12 protein-coding genes are annotated in these 18,535 nt (G+C 74.8%); 9 read left to right on the plus strand and 3 right to left on the minus strand.

Annotated features, from left to right (window positions below; genetic code table 11):
* Positions 1-127: 127 nt before the first annotated feature.
* Positions 128-1,534 carry an ABC transporter substrate-binding protein gene (locus tag BLR33_RS16450; RefSeq protein ID WP_093785244.1) on the minus strand — a complete coding sequence of 469 codons (1,407 nt, stop codon included), beginning with the start codon at positions 1,532-1,534 and terminating at the stop codon, positions 128-130.
* 307 nt (positions 1,535-1,841) lie between these two features.
* Positions 1,842-5,024: an FtsK/SpoIIIE domain-containing protein gene (locus BLR33_RS16455; protein WP_093785245.1), complete on the minus strand. Its 3,183-nt coding sequence runs from the start codon at positions 5,022-5,024 to the stop codon at positions 1,842-1,844.
* Positions 5,025-5,680: 656 nt separating this feature from the next.
* Between BLR33_RS16455 and BLR33_RS16460 the strand changes: the two genes are divergently transcribed.
* The 6 genes from BLR33_RS16460 to BLR33_RS16485 all read left to right on the plus strand — a co-directional run bounded on the left by BLR33_RS16460 (position 5,681) and on the right by BLR33_RS16485 (position 14,784).
* Positions 5,681-7,366 carry a serine/threonine-protein kinase gene (locus tag BLR33_RS16460; protein WP_093785539.1) on the plus strand — a complete coding sequence of 562 codons (1,686 nt, stop codon included), beginning with the start codon at positions 5,681-5,683 and terminating at the stop codon, positions 7,364-7,366.
* A 269-nt stretch (positions 7,367-7,635) separates the two neighbouring features.
* Positions 7,636-9,879, plus strand: a complete 2,244-nt coding sequence (locus tag BLR33_RS37150; RefSeq protein ID WP_093785246.1) for a protein kinase domain-containing protein — start codon at positions 7,636-7,638, stop codon at positions 9,877-9,879.
* A 170-nt stretch (positions 9,880-10,049) separates the two neighbouring features.
* Positions 10,050-11,165 (plus strand): peptide chain release factor 2, encoded by a 1,116-nt coding sequence (prfB, locus tag BLR33_RS16470; RefSeq protein ID WP_093785247.1) that lies wholly within the window; start codon positions 10,050-10,052, stop codon positions 11,163-11,165.
* Between the two features lie 274 nt (positions 11,166-11,439).
* Positions 11,440-12,321: a hypothetical protein gene (locus tag BLR33_RS16475; RefSeq protein WP_093785248.1), complete on the plus strand. Its 882-nt coding sequence runs from the start codon at positions 11,440-11,442 to the stop codon at positions 12,319-12,321.
* Between the two features lie 226 nt (positions 12,322-12,547).
* Complete coding sequence (locus BLR33_RS16480; protein ID WP_093785249.1) at positions 12,548-14,320, plus strand: hypothetical protein; 1,773 nt, start codon at positions 12,548-12,550, stop codon at positions 14,318-14,320.
* Complete coding sequence (locus BLR33_RS16485; RefSeq protein ID WP_093785250.1) at positions 14,317-14,784, plus strand: hypothetical protein; 468 nt, start codon at positions 14,317-14,319, stop codon at positions 14,782-14,784. The genes BLR33_RS16480 and BLR33_RS16485 overlap by 4 nt, the downstream gene beginning before the upstream one ends.
* Positions 14,785-14,906: 122 nt before the next feature.
* Here BLR33_RS16485 and BLR33_RS16490 read toward each other — a convergent pair whose 3' ends face one another.
* Positions 14,907-15,098: a hypothetical protein gene (locus tag BLR33_RS16490; protein WP_093785540.1), complete on the minus strand. Its 192-nt coding sequence runs from the start codon at positions 15,096-15,098 to the stop codon at positions 14,907-14,909.
* A 378-nt stretch (positions 15,099-15,476) separates the two neighbouring features.
* On the opposite strand from BLR33_RS16490, the gene ftsE reads away from it, so the two are divergent.
* The 3 genes from ftsE (at position 15,477) to BLR33_RS16505 (ending at position 18,524) form a co-directional block, all read left to right on the plus strand.
* Entirely contained in the window at positions 15,477-16,166 is a 690-nt protein-coding gene (gene ftsE / locus BLR33_RS16495; RefSeq protein WP_093785251.1) for a cell division ATP-binding protein FtsE, read from the plus strand.
* A 51-nt stretch (positions 16,167-16,217) separates the two neighbouring features.
* Complete coding sequence (gene ftsX, locus BLR33_RS16500) at positions 16,218-17,135, plus strand: permease-like cell division protein FtsX (RefSeq protein WP_093785252.1); 918 nt, start codon at positions 16,218-16,220, stop codon at positions 17,133-17,135.
* A gap of 150 nt (positions 17,136-17,285) precedes the next feature.
* Entirely contained in the window at positions 17,286-18,524 is a 1,239-nt protein-coding gene (locus tag BLR33_RS16505) for a S41 family peptidase (protein ID WP_093785253.1), read from the plus strand.
* Positions 18,525-18,535: the final 11 nt, after the last annotated feature.

Consider the following 18,535-nt stretch of genomic DNA (forward strand, 5'->3'; position numbering starts at 1 on the left):
GTCCCGGCACGGTGGCCGAGGGGCCGGAGGGGCCGGAGGGGGCCGCACCGGAGGTGCCGCCCCCTGCCGCTGCCGGACCGCCCGCCCCGGGTACGGACCCGGGTACAGAGGCGTCAGCCATCGGCGATCAGCCCCCGTACGCCTTGGCCGCGTCGGCCTCCAGCTTCGCCTGGGCGCCGGCGACGTCCTTGGGTTTGGCGAGGAAGTCCTGCAGGTCCTTCCACTCGCCCTGGCCCTTGGTGCCGCCGAAGGCGGCCGGCGCCTGGTCGGACATGTCGAAGCGGAAGTCGTCGCCGGAGGCGATCAGCGCCTGGGCGATGCTGCGCTGCACCGCGTCGGGGTAGGCCGAGAACGGCAGCGACTTGTTCGGCGAGAGGTAGCCGCCGCTGGACGCCCAGATCTTCGCGGCGTCGGTGGAGCCGACGAAGGTGAGCAGCGCCTGCGTGGCGGGGCGGTCGGTGAGGGCGACGGCCACGTCGCCGCCGCTGACCACCGGCGGCTTTCCGGTGCCGACCGCCGGGAACGGGAACACCTTGGCGTCCGTGCCGACCTTCGCCTTGGTGTTGGCGGTGATGAAGGAGGCGACGAAGTCGGCCTCGTAGACCATCGCGGCCTTCGGCGGGTTCCCGGTGAAGACCTGGGTGACCGACTTGGGGAAGTCGGCGGCCAGCGCCCCGCTGGTGCCGCCCGCGACCAGGTCCTTGTTGCCGAACAGTTGCGCCAGGGTGGTCAGCGCCGTCTTCACCGACGGGTCGGTCCACTTGATGGTGTGGGCGGCCAGGGCGTCGTACTTCTGCGGGCCGGCCTGCGAGAGGTAGATGTTCTCGAACCAGTCGGTCAGGGTCCAGCCGTCGGCGCCGCCGATCGACACCGCGGGGGTGCCGGACTCGAAGACGGTCTCGGCGGTCTTCAGGAAGTCCGCCCACGTCTTGGGCACGGTGGCCCCGGCGTTGGCGAAGGCCGCGGCGTTGTACCAGATCAGCGACTTGTTGGCGACCTTGGCGTAGATGCCGTACTGCTTGCCCTTCCACGCGCCCAGGTTCTGCCAGCCCTTGGAGAAGTTCTTGGTCAACTGGGCCTGGGCGGCCGGGCCGAGCGGTTTGAGCCAGCCCTTGTCGGCGAACTGGTGCAGCACGCCGTTCTGGGCGAGGAACGCCACGTCCGGCGGGGCGCCGCCCTCGATCTTGGTGCCGAGGAACGTGGACTGGCTGTCGCCGGTCGGCACGAACGTGGACTTGGCGCCGGTGCGCTTGTCGAACGCGTCGAGGACCTTCTGGAACGCCTTCTGCTCCGGGCCGGTCCACACCGCCGCGACCTCGAGCTTCTGGCCGTGCAGATCGGGGAGTTGCAGACCGTCCGAGGACGGGGCGCTCGCCGACGGCGAGGACTTCGCGTCGTCCTTGTTCCCCTTGCCGCCGCCCCCGCCGCAGGCCGCGGTGGTCAGGGCCAGCGCCGAGGCGGCGACGACGGCGAGCGCGATACGGGTCGTTCCACGGTGTGCGTGCGCGGTGCGTGTGCGCTTCAAGGTACGCATGTAGCCATCCCCTCAGTCCCGTGGCGACTGTCCTACGCCCGTCGTCACGGAGCTCGCAAGGGCGTGCGCACTGCGTCAGGGGTCATCGTGACCGGGCCGTGACCTGTGCCGAAACCTCCGATCTGACGAGCGGTCAGCTCGGCTGGTGATCGGTCGTCAGCGGGCTGCCGATCGGCCCCGGGCGGTGCCGGTCGGTCCGGGCGACGCGTTCGGTCCCAGGTGGCGCCGGTGGTCCCCCGGACGGTGACCGGCCTCGCCGTCGAGGCAGCGGTCCGACCATCCAGCAGGGCGATGGCCGGACCGATGGTCAGATGAGCGGCCGGCCCAGCGCGCCCGCCGCCGCGGCCGCGTCCTCGCCCCGCACCGCGGCCCGCTCCGGCCCGCCCGTCTCCTCCGGTGCCGTCTCCGCGGCCCGCTGCAGCGCGCTGGCCAGTAGCGCCAGGTCCGTCGGCCCGTTGCCCAGCTCGCGCACCTGCCGGCGGGCCGGCGGATCGCCCATCCGCTCCCACTCCAGGGGGACGACGGTGGGCCGCAGCGTCGCCGTACGCGGGATGCGGGCGCTGACCCGCGCGGTCTGGAACACCGTCACCGCGCCGCCGGGGCGCCGCAGGTAGCCGCGCCCGGGCAGCGCGTCGTCCAGCCCGGCCGGGTCCTCCACGTGCACCAGCAGCGCGGCCGACTCCGGGTCCGGCATCCGCAGCGCGATCCGCAGCCGGGCGCGTTCGTCGGCGTCCGTGCCTGCGGTGCGCTCCGGCCGGCCGGTCGAGGCGAACAGGTGCACCCCGAGCCGCTCGCCCTCCCGGGCCACCGCCTCCAGCGCCCGCACCACGCTGCCGGCCGCGGGCCGTCCGGTGCTGCCGAGGCCGGGCGCGACCAGGGCGTCGAAGTCGTCCACGACGACGACCAGGCGCGGCAATGCGGGCAGCGCCGTCCGCACGCCGCCCTGGTGCGGCACGGTGGCCGCCGAGCGGCGGGCGTGCCAGGTGGCGAAGTCCTCCTCGCCGAGCACCTGCGCCCGCCGCTTCAGCTCGGCCGACAGCGCCTGCGCGAACTCCCGCATCCGCACCGGGTCGGAGGCCACCAGGTGGGTGGAGACGTGCGGCAGGTCCGCGCAGGCGGCCAAGCCCTCGCCGCGCTCCAGCCCGGCGCCGTCCACCAGCACCAGCGCGAGGCGGTCCGGCCGCTCGGCCGCGGCGAGCGCGGCGGCCAGCGAGCGCAGCAGCTCGGTCTTGCCCGAGCCGGGCGCGCCGCCCACCATCGCGTGCGGCCCCTCGGCGACCAGGTCCACCGCCACCCGCCCGGCCGCGCCGAGCCCGAGCACGGCGGTGGCCCCCGCCGCGCCCGCCCTCGCGCCCGCCGCCTCGCCCCAGCGCGAGGCGATCCGGGCGGGGGTGGCCAGCGCCAGGTCCAGCTCGTCCAGCAGCCGCACCGTGCCGGGCAGGGCGTGCCGCGAGACGACGTCGACGGACCCGGCGTCCGCCTCGCGCAGGGGCGCCAGCGCCCGGGCGAAGTGCTCGGCCCAGGCGGCGGAGACCGCGTCCAGCACGATCTCGCCGTGCGGCAGCGGGGTGAACGCGGCCGCGTCGGCGGCGGCCGGGTCGGCCGGCCCGACCCGCAGCGTCGTGGCCACGTCGCCGCAGACCTCAGCCACCGCGCCGTGCCGTATCGCGGGCGGCTCACCAGGGTCGGCCAGGCACAGCACATGGATGCCCGCCGAGGGGCCGGTGGCCGCTATCCGGGCCACCACCTCGCGCAACCCGGCCGACCCCGGGTCGCCGTCGACGACCAGCAGCGTGAAGGGGCCCTCGTGCGCGGCGGCCGCGGCGGCGACCGACGCCTGCGACGCGGCGGCCCAGCCCGGGCCCAGCGGCCCGGCCTCCAGCCGCCGCACCAGCTCGGCGGCGCGCGCCTCGGCCTGGTCGCGGTCGAAGGCGAGCAGCAGGCGGCAGTCCTGGCCGTGCGCGGGCCGCAGGTGCGGCACCCAGTTGAGCCAGGACCACTCCTCGGTCCGCTCGTCGGCACCGCGGGTGCGGTCCGCCGAGAGCAGCACGACCTCCAAGGTGGCGGGGGAGTGCAGGGCGCACAGCTGGGCGAGTACGGCCCTGGCCAGGCCGGACAGCCGCGGCCGCGGCCCGGTCAGGGTGAGCGCCGCGGTCGCGGGCACGCGCAGGTCCACGGTGTACGGCACGGCGGGCAGCACCCGCGAGCCGTCCACCGAGGGCAGGGCGGCGGTGCCCAGCCGTACGGTCAGGGCGTCCGGGTGGCCGGGGCCGCGCTCCCACAGCCGCCGGCCCGGGCCGAGCGCGGTGAGCAGCACCGCGGCCGGGTCGGGCCAGCGCTCGCGCAGCGCCTCGGCCTCCGCGCCGCCGTCCTCCTCGGGCCCCGCGCCGCCGTGCCCGGACGAGCCGGCGACCGGGCGGCCGACCGCCAGCCGTCGTGCCCAGGCCCCTATGGCACCCACCACCCCGCCGCGCGCCTCCGGCTCGCCGAGCGCGCGCCGGGGCTGCTCGCCGGTCGCCCGCCGCCCGCTGCCGGCCACGCCGTCGCCGGGGGCGGCGATGCCGTGGCCGTACGTCTCCGCGGAGGCGTCGGTGGTGTCGGGGCCGGTGCCGTACGCGTACGGTTCCGCCTCCGCGGAGCCCGGACCGCCCGCCCACTCGGCCTCCTCGCTGCGGTCCCGCGGGTAGGACTCCGCGGCCGTCGGGCCGCGCTGGGCGGGCAGATCGGGCGCGATCGGCGCGGTGGGGGCGGGCTGCCAGGGGGAGTCCGGGGCGCCGCCCGCCGGGGCCGGCTCGCTGCCGCGCGGCCAGACCCGCAGGTGGCCGTCGTTGTCGGCCGTGGTGGAAAGCGGCGGGGCGGTCGCCGGGCGGGGCGGGCTCAGCCGCAGCGAGCTCTCGCCGATCCGCAGCAGGGCGCCGGGCGGGAAGGGCACGGAGTCCTCGCCGACCGGGCGGCCGGCGAGCACGGTGCCGTTGGTCGACCCGAGGTCGGCGACGGTCACCTCGCCGTCCGGGCCCACGGCGATCCTGCAGTGCACGCGCGAGACGTCCGGGTCGTCCAGCGGCACGTCGGCGTCCGCCGAGCGCCCGACGTCGGCCTGCCCGCCCTGCAGCAGGTGCACCCCGCCCGCGTCGGGCCCGCCCACCACATGCAGGGTGGCGAGGTCGGCAGGGGGGCGGCCGTAGTGGCCGAAGCGGCCGTACTGCCCGTGGTCGCCCGGCTGCTCGGCGGGGGCGTGCAGCGAGAGCAGCGCGCCGTCCACGAGGGGCGGTACGCCCAGCACCGCGGTCGGGGCGAGGCGGCCGGTGCCGGCGTAGAGGGCCACCGAGGAGGCCGAGGCGCGGCCGCCCGGCTGGGCCGCGCCCGCGGCACTGGCCAGCGCGCCGGCGACCGCCCCCAACGTGGTGCCCGCGGGTGCCGTGACGAGTACGTCACAGCCGCGTGCTGCCCGGCCGCTGCGCGGCCCGAGGACGGTCAGCCGGATCTGCATCTCGTCCGCGGTCCCTTTCTCCCCGGGCCCAGGGACACGTCCGGGAGCCCTCCCCGGTCGCGCGCGGGCGCCTGCTGTGACAGACAACGGCCGTACCCCTGGGGCCCATCGGCACCACGGGACTGCCGTACGGTTGCATCCTCCCACCCCTGAGGGCGCCTGTTCGCCCTTGGGGCTATGGGGCGGCTTCTCGCCGCTTGGGTTCCTGTTTCGTCGCCGCCTGCCACCCGGTGGCCTGCTGGGCGCGCCGTTCCTCCCCCAGAGCTTCGCCTGGGAGGTACCCCCAGCGCCCCTATTCAGCTTGCCCTTGCGCGCACAGCGAGCTCCGTACAACCCAGGGGCGCGGGGAACTGCTCCCCCAGAGGGGGCACCCCCACCAGCCCAGAACCGGCCTGCGGCCGGGAACCCGGGGAAGCCCCTACGGCGGGTTGCCGTTCCCGTGACCGCCGGCAGGCACCCGGCACCTGTGAGGGAACCCTCGCGGCGGGGAGCCGCGTCCCGTAAGCGAGGGCCCTGCGGCGGTAGGGGGAGCCGTGACTGTCCCGCCTGGCCGCCCGCAGGGTATGGCAGCCCCGCGCAGCGAGCCGCAGGGCCTACGCTGGGGCGGAACCCCGTAAGGACCCGCGAGAAGAAGACGACGCAAGGAGCCCATGACCGTGCGGCCGGTAGGCAGCAAATACCTCCTGGAGGAGCCGCTGGGACGCGGCGCCACCGGCACCGTGTGGCGCGGCCGCGTCCGGGACGGCGACGGGGTCCCGGTCGCGGTGAAGGTGCTCAAGGAGGAGCTCGCGGGCGACCCCGACGTCGTGATGCGCTTCCTGCGGGAGCGCTCCGTGCTGCTGCGGCTGCGCCACCCGAACATCGTCCGGGTGCGCGACCTGGTCGTCGAGGGCGACCTGCTCGCCCTGGTGATGGACCTGGTCGACGGCCCCGACCTGCACCGCTACCTGCGTGAGAACGGCCCCTTCAGCCCGGTCGCCGCCGCCCTCCTCACCGCGGGCGTCGCGGACGCGCTGGCCGCCAGCCACGCCGACGGCGTCGTCCACCGCGACCTGAAGCCCGCGAACGTGCTGCTCGCCACCGCCACGGCGCAGGACGGCACCGAGAGCATGCACCCGATGCTCACCGACTTCGGCATCGCGCGGCTCGCCGACTCCCCGGGCGTCACCCGGACCCACGAGTTCGTCGGCACCCCGGCGTACGTGGCGCCGGAGTCCGCGCAGGGCCGCCCGCAGACCTCCGCGGTCGACATCTACGGCGCCGGCATCCTGCTCTACGAGCTGGTCACCGGCCGGCCCCCGTTCGGCGGCGAGAGCGCGATCGAGGTGCTGCACCACCACCTCAACGACGAGCCGCGCCGCCCCTCCACCGTCCCCGACCCGCTGTGGACGGTGATCGAGCGCTGCCTGCGCAAGGACCCCGGGCAGCGGCCCAGCGCGGAGAACCTGGCGCGCGCCCTGCGGGTGGTCGCCGCCGGCATCGGTGTCCATGCGAGCCCCGACGCCGCCGAGGCCGCCTTCGCGGTCGGCGGCCTGCTCGGCCCGGACGCCGACCCGGCGCCGGTGCCGGGGACCGGTGCCGCCGGCGCGGGCTCGTCGGCGGACCCGACCCAGGTCCTGCCCTCGGGCAGCTCGGCCTACGACCCGAACGCGGTCACCAGCGTCCTGCCGGGCGACCGCCCGGGCGGGCCGGCCGATGACCGCACCGACGCCACCCGCGTACTGCCCGCCGACGAGCGCACGCCCCCGCAGGCGCAGGGCCCGCACCCCTGGGAGTCCCAGCTCAGCGCCGCCCGGCAGCGCAACGAGCAGACCGAGGTCCAGCAGGTGCCGCCGGAGCTCGACCCGCTCCACCGCCGCCCGGTCCGCCGCCCGCAGCAGCAGCCTCCCCAGGGCTACGGCCAGGGCCCGCAGCAGGGCGGGCCGTACGGCGGCGGCCAGAGCGGGCAGGCCTACGGCTACCCCCAGCAGCCCCAGCAGCACCGGCCCCAGCAGCAACCCCGCCACCAGCAGCCCCCGCAGGGCTACGAGCCGCGCTACGAGCCCCGCTACGAGCCGCAGCGCCCGCCGGCCGCGCCCCCCGAGCCGTCCCGCGGCCGGGCCCCGCGCGAGCCGCGCCGTTCGGCGAACCCGATGAGGATCCCGGGGCTCGGCTGCCTCAAGGGCTGCCTGATGGTGATCCTGGTGCTCGTCGTGATCTTCGTCGTGGTCTGGTACACCACCCCGCTGCCGGACTGGGTGGACAGCACCCGCAACCTGTGGGACGCCTCCTCGCACTGGGTGCACTCCGCCTGGGACAAGATCTCGGCGATCACCGGCGACTCGGGCGGCGGCAACAACTGACGCCCGGCGGCGGGGGGCGCTCCCACGCCGCCGCGCGCTCCCCGGCGGCGCCCGTACGGGCCCCTGGCCGCCCCCAACCGCCCGCCCCTGCCCCCGGGTTGGGGATTTATCGACTTCCGGAGGGTGATTTCTCCGGCAGATCCCCTCGTGACCGGCCGCCTGTGCCCCGAACGGCCCCCGAGCCGCGTAGCTTTGTCGCCAACACCTTGCGACGCCGCGCTGCGCGGAGCGCGGCGGGACGCCGGACCGCCGGAGGAGTCGGAGCAGAGTTGGCCAGGAAGATCGGCAGCCGCTACACCGCCCACCAGGTGCTCGGGCGGGGGTCCGCCGGCACCGTGTGGCTCGGCGAGGGCCCGGAGGGCCCGGTGGCCATCAAACTGCTGCGCGAGGACCTCGCCTCCGACCAGGACCTCGTCGGCCGGTTCGTCCAGGAGCGCACCGCCCTGCTCTCCCTGGACCACCCGCACATCGTCGGCATCCGCGACCTCGTCGTGGACGGCACCGACCTCGCCCTGGTGATGGACCTGGTCCGCGGCACCGACCTGCGCTCCCGCCTGGAACGCGACCGCCGGCTGGCGCCCGAGGCCGCGGTGTCGATCGCGGCCGACGTGGCCGACGGGCTGGCCGCCGCCCACGCCGCCGGCGTCGTCCACCGCGACGTCAAGCCGGAGAACGTGCTGCTCGACTCCGCCGCCGTGCCCGGCCCCGGCGGCGCCCCGCCCGCGCTGCTCACCGACTTCGGCATCGCCCGCCTGGTCGACACCCCGCGCCGTACCCGCGCCACCCGGATCATCGGCACCCCGGACTACCTGGCCCCGGAGATCATCGAGGGCCTGCCGCCGCGCGCCTCGGTGGACATCTACGCCCTGGCCACGGTCCTCTACGAGCTGCTCGCGGGCTTCACGCCCTTCGGCGGCGGCCACCCCGGCGCCGTGCTGCGCCGGCACGTCACCGAGACCGTGCAGGTGCTGCCCGGGGTGCCCGCGGAGCTGTGGCAGGTGCTCGCCCAGTGCCTGGCCAAGGCGCCGGCCTCCCGGCTGAAGGCCGGCGAGCTGGGCGGGCGGCTGCGGGAACTGCTGCCCTCCCTCGCCGGGCTGCCGCCCCTGGAGGCCGCCGCCCCCGGCGGCCCGAACGGCGAGCGCGCGCCCGAGGCGGGCGGCTACGGCGACGCCCCCCTGGAGCGGGACGAGCCCTTCGCCGCGCCCCCGGTCGAGCCGGCCCCGGCGGGCGACCGCAGGCGCGGCGCCGTCCCGCTGGTGCGCGGCACCGCCCCGGACTCCAGCCGCGACACCCACACCAGCATCAAGCTGCCCACCGCCGAGGAACTGGCCGGATACGGGGCGGCGGCCGCGGCGAGTGCCGCCGCCGATCCCGCCGGGCGCGGCGGCAGGGCCCGGGCGTCGGCGCCCGACCGCCCGGCGAGCCCCCGGCACCGGGCGGTCGCGGACGTGGTGCGCCAGCGCCGGCTGAAGATCGCGGCCGCGGCCGCCGCCGCGCTCGCCGTGGCGGGCCTGGGCAGCTGGGGCATCGCCGCCGCGGGCTCCTCCGGGCACGACAGCCACGGCACCGACCCCGGCGGCACCTCGCGCGACGACCAGGCACCTCCCTCCTCGCAGGGCCGGGGCGCGGGTACGGGCACCACCCCGCAGGCGCCCACCGCGGGCGCCGCCTCGCCGCAGGGCAGCACCGGCGCGGCCGTCGAGCTGCCGCAGTGGTCCGCCTTCCGCGACGCGCCCGCGGCCGGGGTGGCGCTGACCGGCGGCCCGCGCGCGCTGGTCGTCGGCGGCTACACCTACGTCTTCGCGCGCGGCGCCGACAAGGCGGTCTGGTACGTGGTGCGCGACGCCTCCGGCTACGGCCCCTGGCACCGGCTGACCGGCATAAACGTCAGTGGCGACCCGGCGCCGGTCTCGGCGGAGCCCGGGCGGATCGACCTGTTCGCACTCGGCACCGACGGCCTGCTCTACCGCCGGACCCTGGAGGGCGGCTACTGGAAGCAGTGGATCCAGGTGGACGAGCGCACCCACTTCGACGCCGCGCCCGCCGCCGCCTCCTCCGAGCCGGGCCGGATCGACCTGGTCGGGCGGGTCGGCGGTGACCTGGTGACGGCCTCGCTGGTGGACGGCCGCTGGAACGCCTGGGCGCTGGTGCCCACCGCCGGGCGGATCACGGCCGCCCCCGCCCTGGTCTCGCGGGGCCGCGGCACCCTGGACGCCTTCGTGGTCCGCAAGGCGGACGGCGCCGTGCTGCGGCTGCCGTTCCAGGCCGGCGCCTGGCGCCCCTCCAGCGTGGTGGCGGGGCTGGACGCGGCCGCCCGGCCCGAGGTGCTGCCCCAGGGCGACCGGTTCTACGTCTTCGCGGCCGGTGCCCAGACCGCCCCGGCCGGCCCGCCCGAGGCGATGCCGCTGCCCGCGGGCGCCGGGCCCCTGGGCGCGGCGGCCTCCGGCGGCACCCTGCAGGTCTACGCGGTGACCGGCGACGGACGGCTCGCCCGGGCGACGGCCGCGGTATGACGGGCCCGAAGGTGGCGGAGACGGCGGAGACGGCGGGGGCAGCGGGAGGAGCACGGGCCGCTGGGCCTCGGCGGGGCGCGGGGGCGGCCCGCCGCGCCGCGCACCTGCCGCGCCGCCGCCGCATCCGACCGAAAACCGCCCTTCACCCGACCAGCCGGTAGGCTTGCACCGTGGCGATCGTCGACGTTTCCGAAGAACTGAAGTCCCTCTCCTCGACCATGGGCTCCATCGAGGCCGTGCTCGACCTGGACCGGATGAGGGGCGACATTGCCGCGCTCGAGGAGCAGGCCGCGGCACCCTCCCTGTGGGACGACCCGGACCACGCGCAGAAGGTGACCAGCCGGCTCTCCCACCTGCAGGCGGAGCTGCGCAAGGTCGAGACCCTGCGCGGCCGGATCGACGACCTCGCGGTGCTCTTCGAGCTCGCCGAGGCGGAGGACGACGCGGACACCCGGGCCGAGGCCGAGTCCGAGCTGGAAGCGGTCCGCAAGGCGCTGGACGAGATGGAGGTCCGCACCCTCCTGTCCGGCGAGTACGACGCCCGCGAGGCCCTGGTCAACATCCGCGCCGAGGCCGGCGGGGTGGACGCGGCCGACTTCGCCGAGCAGCTCCAGCGGATGTACCTGCGCTGGGCCGAGCGGCACGGGTATGCCACGGAGGTCTACGACACCTCCTACGCGGAGGAGGCCGGCATCAAGTCGACCACCTTCACCGTGAAGGCGCCCTACGCCTACGGCACGCTCTCCGTCGAGCAGGGCACGCACCGCATGGTGCGCATCTCGCCCTTCGACAACCAGGGCCGCCGGCAGACCTCGTTCGCCGGTGTCGAGGTGCTGCCCGTCGTGGAGCAGTCCGATCACGTGGAGATCGACGAGTCCGAGCTGCGGGTGGATGTCTACCGCGCCTCCGGCCCCGGCGGCCAGGGCGTCAACACCACCGACTCCGCGGTCCGCATCACCCACCTGCCCACCGGCATCGTGGTCTCCTGCCAGAACGAGCGCTCGCAGATCCAGAACAAGGCCAGCGCGATGAACGTGCTGCAGGCGAAGCTGCTGGAGCGGCGCCGCCAGGAGGAGCAGGCGCTGATGGACTCCCTCAAGGGCGACGGCGGCAACTCCTGGGGCAACCAGATGCGTTCGTACGTGCTGCACCCTTACCAGATGGTCAAGGACCTGCGCACCGAGTTCGAGGTCGGCAACCCGCAGGCGGTGCTCGACGGCGACATCGACGGCTTCATCGAGGCGGGCATCCGCTGGCGCAAGTCCCGTGAGAAGGCCACCGCCTGACGGTTGCTCCGGGGCGGCTGCTCCGGGGACGGCCGCACCGGCTGCCCGCTGTGTCACAGTGCTGTGCAGAAGTGCCGGGCACAGCCGGGTAATTCACCCATAGCGTGCTTAATGACCTTGACGGCCCCTGGTAAAGCCGTAAGGGTAAGGCGCGGCATGCGCACGTAACGAGTCGTCGGCGCACGGGGTGACCGAAGAGTTCCCCGGTCGCGCGGTAATCCGCACTCCGTGGCTGCGCAGCCCCAACAGACATCAACTGGGGGTACTCGACACCATGAGCAAGCGCAACACGAGGCTGCGCGTGACCCGCATAGCCGCGGCCGCGGTGATCGCGGCCGGCGCCTCGATGACGGCGGTGGGCGTGGCCCAGGCGGCCAGCAATCCGCAGACCGTCAAGACCGTCTCCGCCAACGACACCGGCGACACCACGGGTGACACCGGTGACGACGGCCTGATCACCGGCGGCACCCTGATCTCCGGCGGCACCACGGGCGACACGTCCACGACGGGCGACACCTCGACCACCGGTGACACCTCGACCACGGGCGACACGTCCACGACCGGTGACACCTCGACCACGGGTGACACCTCCACGACGGGCGACACGTCGACCACGGGTGACACCTCCACGACCGGTGACACGTCCACGACGGGTGACACCTCCACGACGGGTGACACGTCGACCACGGGTGACACCTCCACAACCGGTGACACCTCGACCACGGGCGACACGTCCACCACGGGCGCCACCACGACCACCGGCGGGAACCAGAACGGCGGCGGCACCGGCACCGGCGGCAGCAGCAGCAACAGCGGCGGCAACGGCAACGGCGGCGCCAACTCCGGTGGCAACAGCGGCGGTTCGTCCAGCACGGGCGGCTCGTCCAGCACCGGCGGCTCCTCGTCAACCTCGGGCGGGAACGACAACACCTGCACCCTGACCGGCGAGAGCGTCGACTGCGGCAACAACGCCAGCACCGACAACACCCAGCCGGTCCAGCAGGGCGCCACCACCTCGCAGCTGGCCGAGACCGGTTCCAGCGGCACCACCTTCATGATCATCGGTGCGGCCACCCTGATCGCGGGCGGCATCGGCTTCCGGCTGACCCCGCGCCTGGTCGGCCGCGGCGGCGGCAACGGCGGCGCGGCGGCCTGATCCAGGCAGCGCATCCGGCGGTTCGACGGGCGGGCCCGGCACACAACGTGCCGGGCCCGCCCGCCTGTTGAGGGCGCGAGGCCGCCAAGTCCCTTGCCACGCACGTCAGTTCGCGCCCCCTGTGCTCCCGTGCGCCCCTTCGCACACCGGGAGCGCCCGTCCCCCGCCTTCCGCTTCCGGCGTCCCCCACCCATGCTGTGTAGCCCACGTTCGACCGGGGGGACGCATGACTGCATCTCAGGACGTACCGCACCAGACCGCAACCGGCGCCGCGGAGCCGGCCGGCCCGCACGACAAGGACGCCGCCACCCGCTACCTGTGCGCGGGCGCGCGGCTGGACGAGAACTTCGCCCGCACCGTGGTGCGGGAACTGCGTCAGGAGCGGTTCCGCGCCACCGCGCCCTCCTACGGCGTGGACCTGGGCCGGGTGCTCGGCCACGCCGAGCAGGCGGTGCACCAGCTGCGCCGGCGCGACCTGCCGGTGGCCGCGGCGCTGCTGGCCTCGCTGTTGCTGCTGCCGGTGGGCACGGCCGTCTACTGGGTGGCCGGGCTCTTCCTGCTGCGCGGCGGCGCGCAGACCGGCACCGCCGCCACGCTGCGCTCGCGGCTGTCGGCGGACAGCGCGGCAGTGGTCGCCGGCCGCAAAGAGCCGTCCTTCCTGGTGCTCGCCCGCAACCTGGTGATCCAGGTCGTGGTGCTGGTGGTGGCCTGCCTGATCGGCTCGCACGTCCTGGACTGGCTCGGCCTGGGCTTCGTGGGCCAGTTCCTGCTCGGCCTGCTCCTGCTGGTGGGCGCGCCCTGGCTGGCCACGATGCAGCAACTGGACGCCGCCTGGCAGGTGCTGCGCGAGCAGCTCACCCCGGCCGCCTTCGCCGCGGACACCCGCCGGCCGGCGACGCCGCCGGCCGGGCTGCCGCAGTCGGCGGTCGGCGGCGACGCCAACCTCATCGTCTACAGCGGCTACAACCCGTTCGTGGGCGCGGGCGACGAGGTCACCTCCTGGAACTTCGCCATGCGGCTGCGCCCCAAGGGCCAGCAGCCGGGCCAGGCCGCGGACACCCCGCCGCTGCCCTTCGGGCTGCCGGAGCTGGTGGAGCGGCTGGCGTCCGACCTTGACGGGCTGCGCAACGAGTCCTCGCCCGTCGCCGACCGCCTGCCCGGACTCGTCGTCACCGAGCGGGTGTTCATCAACGGCTCCGATCTGCAGAACAACCCCCTCTACGGCAAGGGGACGTTCTGGCCCGGCCACTCCAGCCCGCTGCCCGCCGAGTCCCGCCCCGCCGACACGCTGCCGCGCGAGCAGGTGGTCAGGGCCCGGGGCCTGGCCGACGGCCCGGTGCGGCACTGCCTGTGCGCGCAGATCCGCAGCTGGGGCTCCGACCTGGTGCTGTCGGTCTTCGTCCAGGTCACGGTGACCGGCTCCACGCTGTACGTGCAGGCGAACACCCTCGTGCTCACCCCGGTGCGGGAGGCCTACCGGCTCGGCGACTCGATCGCCCGCGCCCGCAGCGAGGAGGACGTGGTCCAGGCCTGGGCCGACGCCCTCATCCGCAGCCGCGGGGTGCTGCTCACCGCCCCCGCCGGGGCGATCTCCGAGCTGCGCACCGACAGCCGCATCCGCAGCCGCGAGCGCAAGCAGCGGCGGGCCATCGCCAACGATCGCCGCTACGACTTCGGCGCGAGCCTCAGCCTGCGCGAACTCGCCTCCTCGCATGCCTACCGCAACCTCTTCCAGCGCACCGACGTCACCCGCCTCGGCAAGCAGATCGAGCTCCAGGTGCTGCACACCCTCGCCGAATTCCTCGCCGAACACGGCCTGGACCTGGGCGAGTTGAACCAGCACCGGGAGGTCATCCTGAACCACGGCATCATGATGACCGGCGGGGTGATGACCGGCAGCATCGCCGCCGGCACCGGCGCCTCGGCCACGATCGGCGGCTCCGGCGGGGCCACGAGCACGCAGAAGCCGGCGCAGCCCGGCGCGGGAGGCGGCGCGTGAGCGGCGGGGACGCGGACGACAGCGGGCAGCCGGGCGGGCGGGGTGCCCGCCCGGTGGGGCCGAACCCGCACGTCAACGAGGGCATCATCGTCACCGGGGGCCGGATCGAGCACTCCGCGGTGGCGGCTGGCCGGGGCGCCTCCGCCCGGCTGGACGCCCGGCAGGTGGCCGAGCCGCTCTACGCCGAGGCCGTGCGGGCCATGCTCGCCGAGGTGCGGCGGCACCTGGACGCGATGGCGGACGAGGGCGCCCCCGTCACGCCCGAGCAGCGCACGGAGGCCATGGCCGAGGCGGACGCCATCGAGCAGGAGCTGCGGGCCGAGCCGGGCGACGACCCGGCGGCCGCCGGGCAGCGCCTGACCGGGCGGCTGCGGCGGCTGGGCGCCTTCGTCTCCGGCGCCACCGCGCTGCTGGGCCTGGTGCGCTCGGCGGAGGAGACCGTGCGGGCCGTCATCGGCCAGTGAGGGGCGCGCACCGGCGGTGAGGAAGGGCGCCGGCGGTCACGACACGACGAACGCCCGCACCCGGCGCGTACACGCGGGGTGCGGGCGTTCGTTCGTGTGTCTGCGGGGCGGATACGGGCCGGTCAGGCCGTCGCGTGCTCCACGACGAGGATGACGGCGAGAAGAGCCACCAGAGCGGCTATCAGGGTCGCGGGCGATATCCCGGACCAGCCGCCCTCCTGCTCCATGCGCGCGCGGGTGGCGCGGCACGTCGGGCAGCGGCCCTCGCTCACGGGGCCGGCACACTGCGCACACACCAGTCGGTCGAACGTCATCGCGCTCTCCTCCTCCGTCCGGTGAAACGCCCCCGGTGACGGAATCGTTCCCTCGGGCCGCTGGGCGTACTCCCCGCCCGGCCCACGGGCTCGCACCGATCCCGTTCCTTCCACTGTGCCAGGTTCTGGCCTGAAGAGCGCCCCGGGCCGCGAAACGGAGCCCGCGGCCCGGCGTCTTCACGCCATCGCGCTGCGTACCGGCCGTCGTCATGGTACGGGAGAGGCCAGTGACGGGTTTGCCCGCATGTGCCCTGTGGCCCGGGCCACCAACCCCGGACGGCGACTGCGCACCCGCCGCCCGTTCGCGTAGTGTCGCCCCCACATCCCCTATCCGGCCCATCCGCAAACCTCCGCTCACCCCCAGACCCTGGTGCCAACGTGATCCGATTCGACAGCGTCACCAAGACCTATCCCAAGCAGAACCGCCCCGCCCTGCGGGACGTCTCGCTGGAGATCGAGAAGGGGGAGTTCGTCTTCCTGGTGGGCTCGTCGGGCTCAGGGAAGTCGACCTTCCTGCGGCTGATCCTGCGCGAGGAGCGCACCGACACCGGCATGGTGCACGTGCTGGGCAAGGACCTCAGCCGGCTGTCCAACTGGAAGGTCCCCCACATGCGGCGCCAACTCGGCACCGTCTTCCAGGACTTCCGGCTGCTCCCCAACAAGACCGTCGCCGAGAACGTGGCCTTCGCGCTCGAGGTGATCGGCAAGCCCCGCGGCACGATCCGCAAGACGGTCCCCGAGGTGCTCGACCTGGTCGGCCTGGCCGGCAAGGAGGACCGCATGCCGGGCGAGCTGTCCGGTGGCGAGCAGCAGCGCGTCGCCATCGCGCGGGCCTTCGTCAACCGGCCGATGCTGCTGATCGCCGACGAGCCGACCGGAAACCTCGACCCCCAGACCTCCGTGGGCATCATGCGGCTGCTGGACCGCATCAACCGCACCGGCACCACCGTCGTGATGGCCACCCACGACCAGAACATCGTCGACCAGATGCGCAAGCGCGTCATCGAACTCGAGAAGGGGCGGCTGGTCCGCGACCAGTCCCGCGGCGTCTACGGCTACCAGCACTAGCAGCCGGGTCCGCACGCACGCACTGCCCCTCCGGAAGGAACCCCGACCCCCATGCGTGTCCAGTTCGTCCTGTCGGAGATCGGCGTCGGCCTCCGGCGCAACCTCACCATGACCTTCGCCGTGGTCATCTCCGTGGCTCTCTCGCTCGCCCTCACCGGTGGCGCCCTGTTGGCAAACAAGCAGGTCAGCTCGATGAAGGGCTACTGGTACGACAAGGTCGAGGTCACCATCTACATGTGCAACAAGGCGGACGCGGCGACCACGCCGAACTGCGCCAAGGGCGCGGTGACCGCCGACCAGAAGGCCCAGATCCTCTCCGACCTGAAGAAGCTGCCGGTCGTGAAGAAGGTCTACTACGAGTCCGAGCAGGGCGCGTACAAGAACTACAAGGAGCAGTTCAAGGGCACCCCGCTGGTCAACTCCATCACCCCGGACCAGATGGAGCAGAACTACCGGGTCAAGCTGAAGGACCCCACCAAGTTCGCGGTCGTGGCCAGCGCCTTCAACGGGCGCCCGGGGGTGCAGTCCGTGGTGGACCAGCGCAAGGTGCTGCAGAACCTCTTCGACCTGCTCAACGGCATGACCAGGGTCGCGTACGTGGTGCTCGCCTTCATGCTGACCGTCGCCATGCTGCTGATCGTCAACACCGTCCGCGTCTCGGCGTTCAGCCGCCGCCGCGAGACCGGCATCATGCGGCTGGTGGGCGCCTCCAGCTTCTACATCCAGATGCCGTTCATCATGGAGGCCGCCTTCGCCGGCCTGGTCGGCGCCGGGCTCGCCTGCATCATGCTGCTCGGCGGCCGCTACTTCCTCATCGACAACGGCCTGGACCTGCAGGAGAAGATCCCGCTGGTGTCCTTCCTCGGCTGGGGCCCGGTGATCCAGGTGCTGCCGCTGGTGCTGCTCATCGGCGTGGCCATGCCGGCGCTGGCCGCCTTCGTCGCCCTGCGCCGCTACCTGAAGGTCTGACCGCGGCGGACCGACGGGGGATCAGATCCGCGTCATCCGGCGGTCGCAGGGGTGTCAGCCGCAGGTCGCGGCCGCGTCACCGGGCGGCCGCGCGGGTGGGCCGCCGGCATCACCCCGTACGGATCACCTTTGTGTCCTAGACTTCCGGCCATGTCCGGCCCGTCGATGTTCGGGATGCCCCGCCGCCTGCGCCGCGGGGCGACTTTGACGTTGGTGTTCAGCGCCGTACTGGCCAGCGGCGCGGCGGCAGGCAGCCTCACCGAACCCGCCGCGCAGACCCGCAAGGGCGGCCGCATCGAGGCCGCGCCGGTCGGGGACGCGCGCGAGGGCCCGGCGGGCGCCCCGGCGCCCAAGGACGGCACCGCGGCCGCGAGGACGCCCGCGCCCCCCTCCTCCAGGGCCATCGACACCGGGCGCATCGCCCGCGAGATCGAGCAGGGCACGGTGGGCCCGCAGGCCGTGCAGCGCCTGGTCAGCCGCAGCGGCGACCGCTGGTCGTCCTTCTACACCGCCCAGGAGTACGCCGGCCTGAAGCAGGCACTCGACGGCACGTACGTCGGCACCGGCCTGTCCGTGCGCCGTATCGACGACGGCCGCATCCAGGTGGCCCGGGTCCAGCCCGGCAGCCCCGCCGCCGCGGCCGGACTGCGCAGCGGCGACATCCTGGCAACGATCGGCCGCACCCGGTGCACGGGCCTGGCAGTCACCCAGGTCGTCGCCGGCCTGCGCGGCCCGGGCGTACCCGGCAGCCCTGTCACCCTCGGTGTGGAGCGCGGTACGAAGAGCTGGACGGTCGGCCTGCACCGGGCCACGCTGCCGACGGAGTCGGTGACCGTCACCCGGCACCGGGGCGCCCCGACGGTGATAGCGGTCGACGCCTTCACCAAGGGGGTCGCCGACCAGGTCCGCGCGGCCGCGGCCGGCTCGCCGCACGGGGTGCTGCTGGACCTGCGGGGCAACTCCGGCGGCCTGGTCGCCGAGGCCGTGGCCACCGCCTCGGTCTTCCTCGACGGCGGGCTCGTGGCCACCTACGACGTGCACGGCCGGCAGCAGGCGCTGTACGCACGGCCCGGCGGGAACACCGAGGTGCCGCTGGTGGTGCTGGTCGACGGAGGCACGATGAGCGCGGCCGAGATGCTGTCGGGAGCGCTGCAGGACCGCGGCCGGGCGCTGATCATGGGGTCGCGCACCTTCGGCAAGGGCTCGGTCCAGATGCCCAGCACGCTGGCAGACGGATCGGTCGCCGAGCTGACCGTCGGCCACTACCGGCTGCCGGACGGCCGCAGCCTCGACGGCGTGGGCCTGACCCCCGACGTCCTGGTCCCCGCCGGCCACGACCCGGTCGCCGACAGCCGCGAGGTCTTCGCCGGCCTCGGCGCCCCTTCCTAGTGGAACAATGG

Origin of the sequence: Actinacidiphila guanduensis, assembly GCF_900103985.1 — a bacterium.
Taxonomy (GTDB): Bacteria; Actinomycetota; Actinomycetes; order Streptomycetales; family Streptomycetaceae; genus Actinacidiphila; species Actinacidiphila guanduensis.

Coding starts and splice junctions, on each gene's coding strand:
- BLR33_RS16475 (WP_093785248.1), top strand. CDS start 11,440: ATGAGCAAGCGCAACACGAGGCTGCGCGTGACCCGCATAGCCGCGGCC.
- BLR33_RS16455 (WP_093785245.1), bottom strand. CDS start 5,024: ATGCAGATCCGGCTGACCGTCCTCGGGCCGCGCAGCGGCCGGGCAGCA.
- BLR33_RS16490 (WP_093785540.1), bottom strand. CDS start 15,098: ATGACGTTCGACCGACTGGTGTGTGCGCAGTGTGCCGGCCCCGTGAGC.
- BLR33_RS16505 (WP_093785253.1), top strand. CDS start 17,286: ATGTCCGGCCCGTCGATGTTCGGGATGCCCCGCCGCCTGCGCCGCGGG.
- ftsX (WP_093785252.1), top strand. CDS start 16,218: ATGCGTGTCCAGTTCGTCCTGTCGGAGATCGGCGTCGGCCTCCGGCGC.
- BLR33_RS16450 (WP_093785244.1), bottom strand. CDS start 1,534: ATGCGTACCTTGAAGCGCACACGCACCGCGCACGCACACCGTGGAACG.
- BLR33_RS16480 (WP_093785249.1), top strand. CDS start 12,548: ATGACTGCATCTCAGGACGTACCGCACCAGACCGCAACCGGCGCCGCG.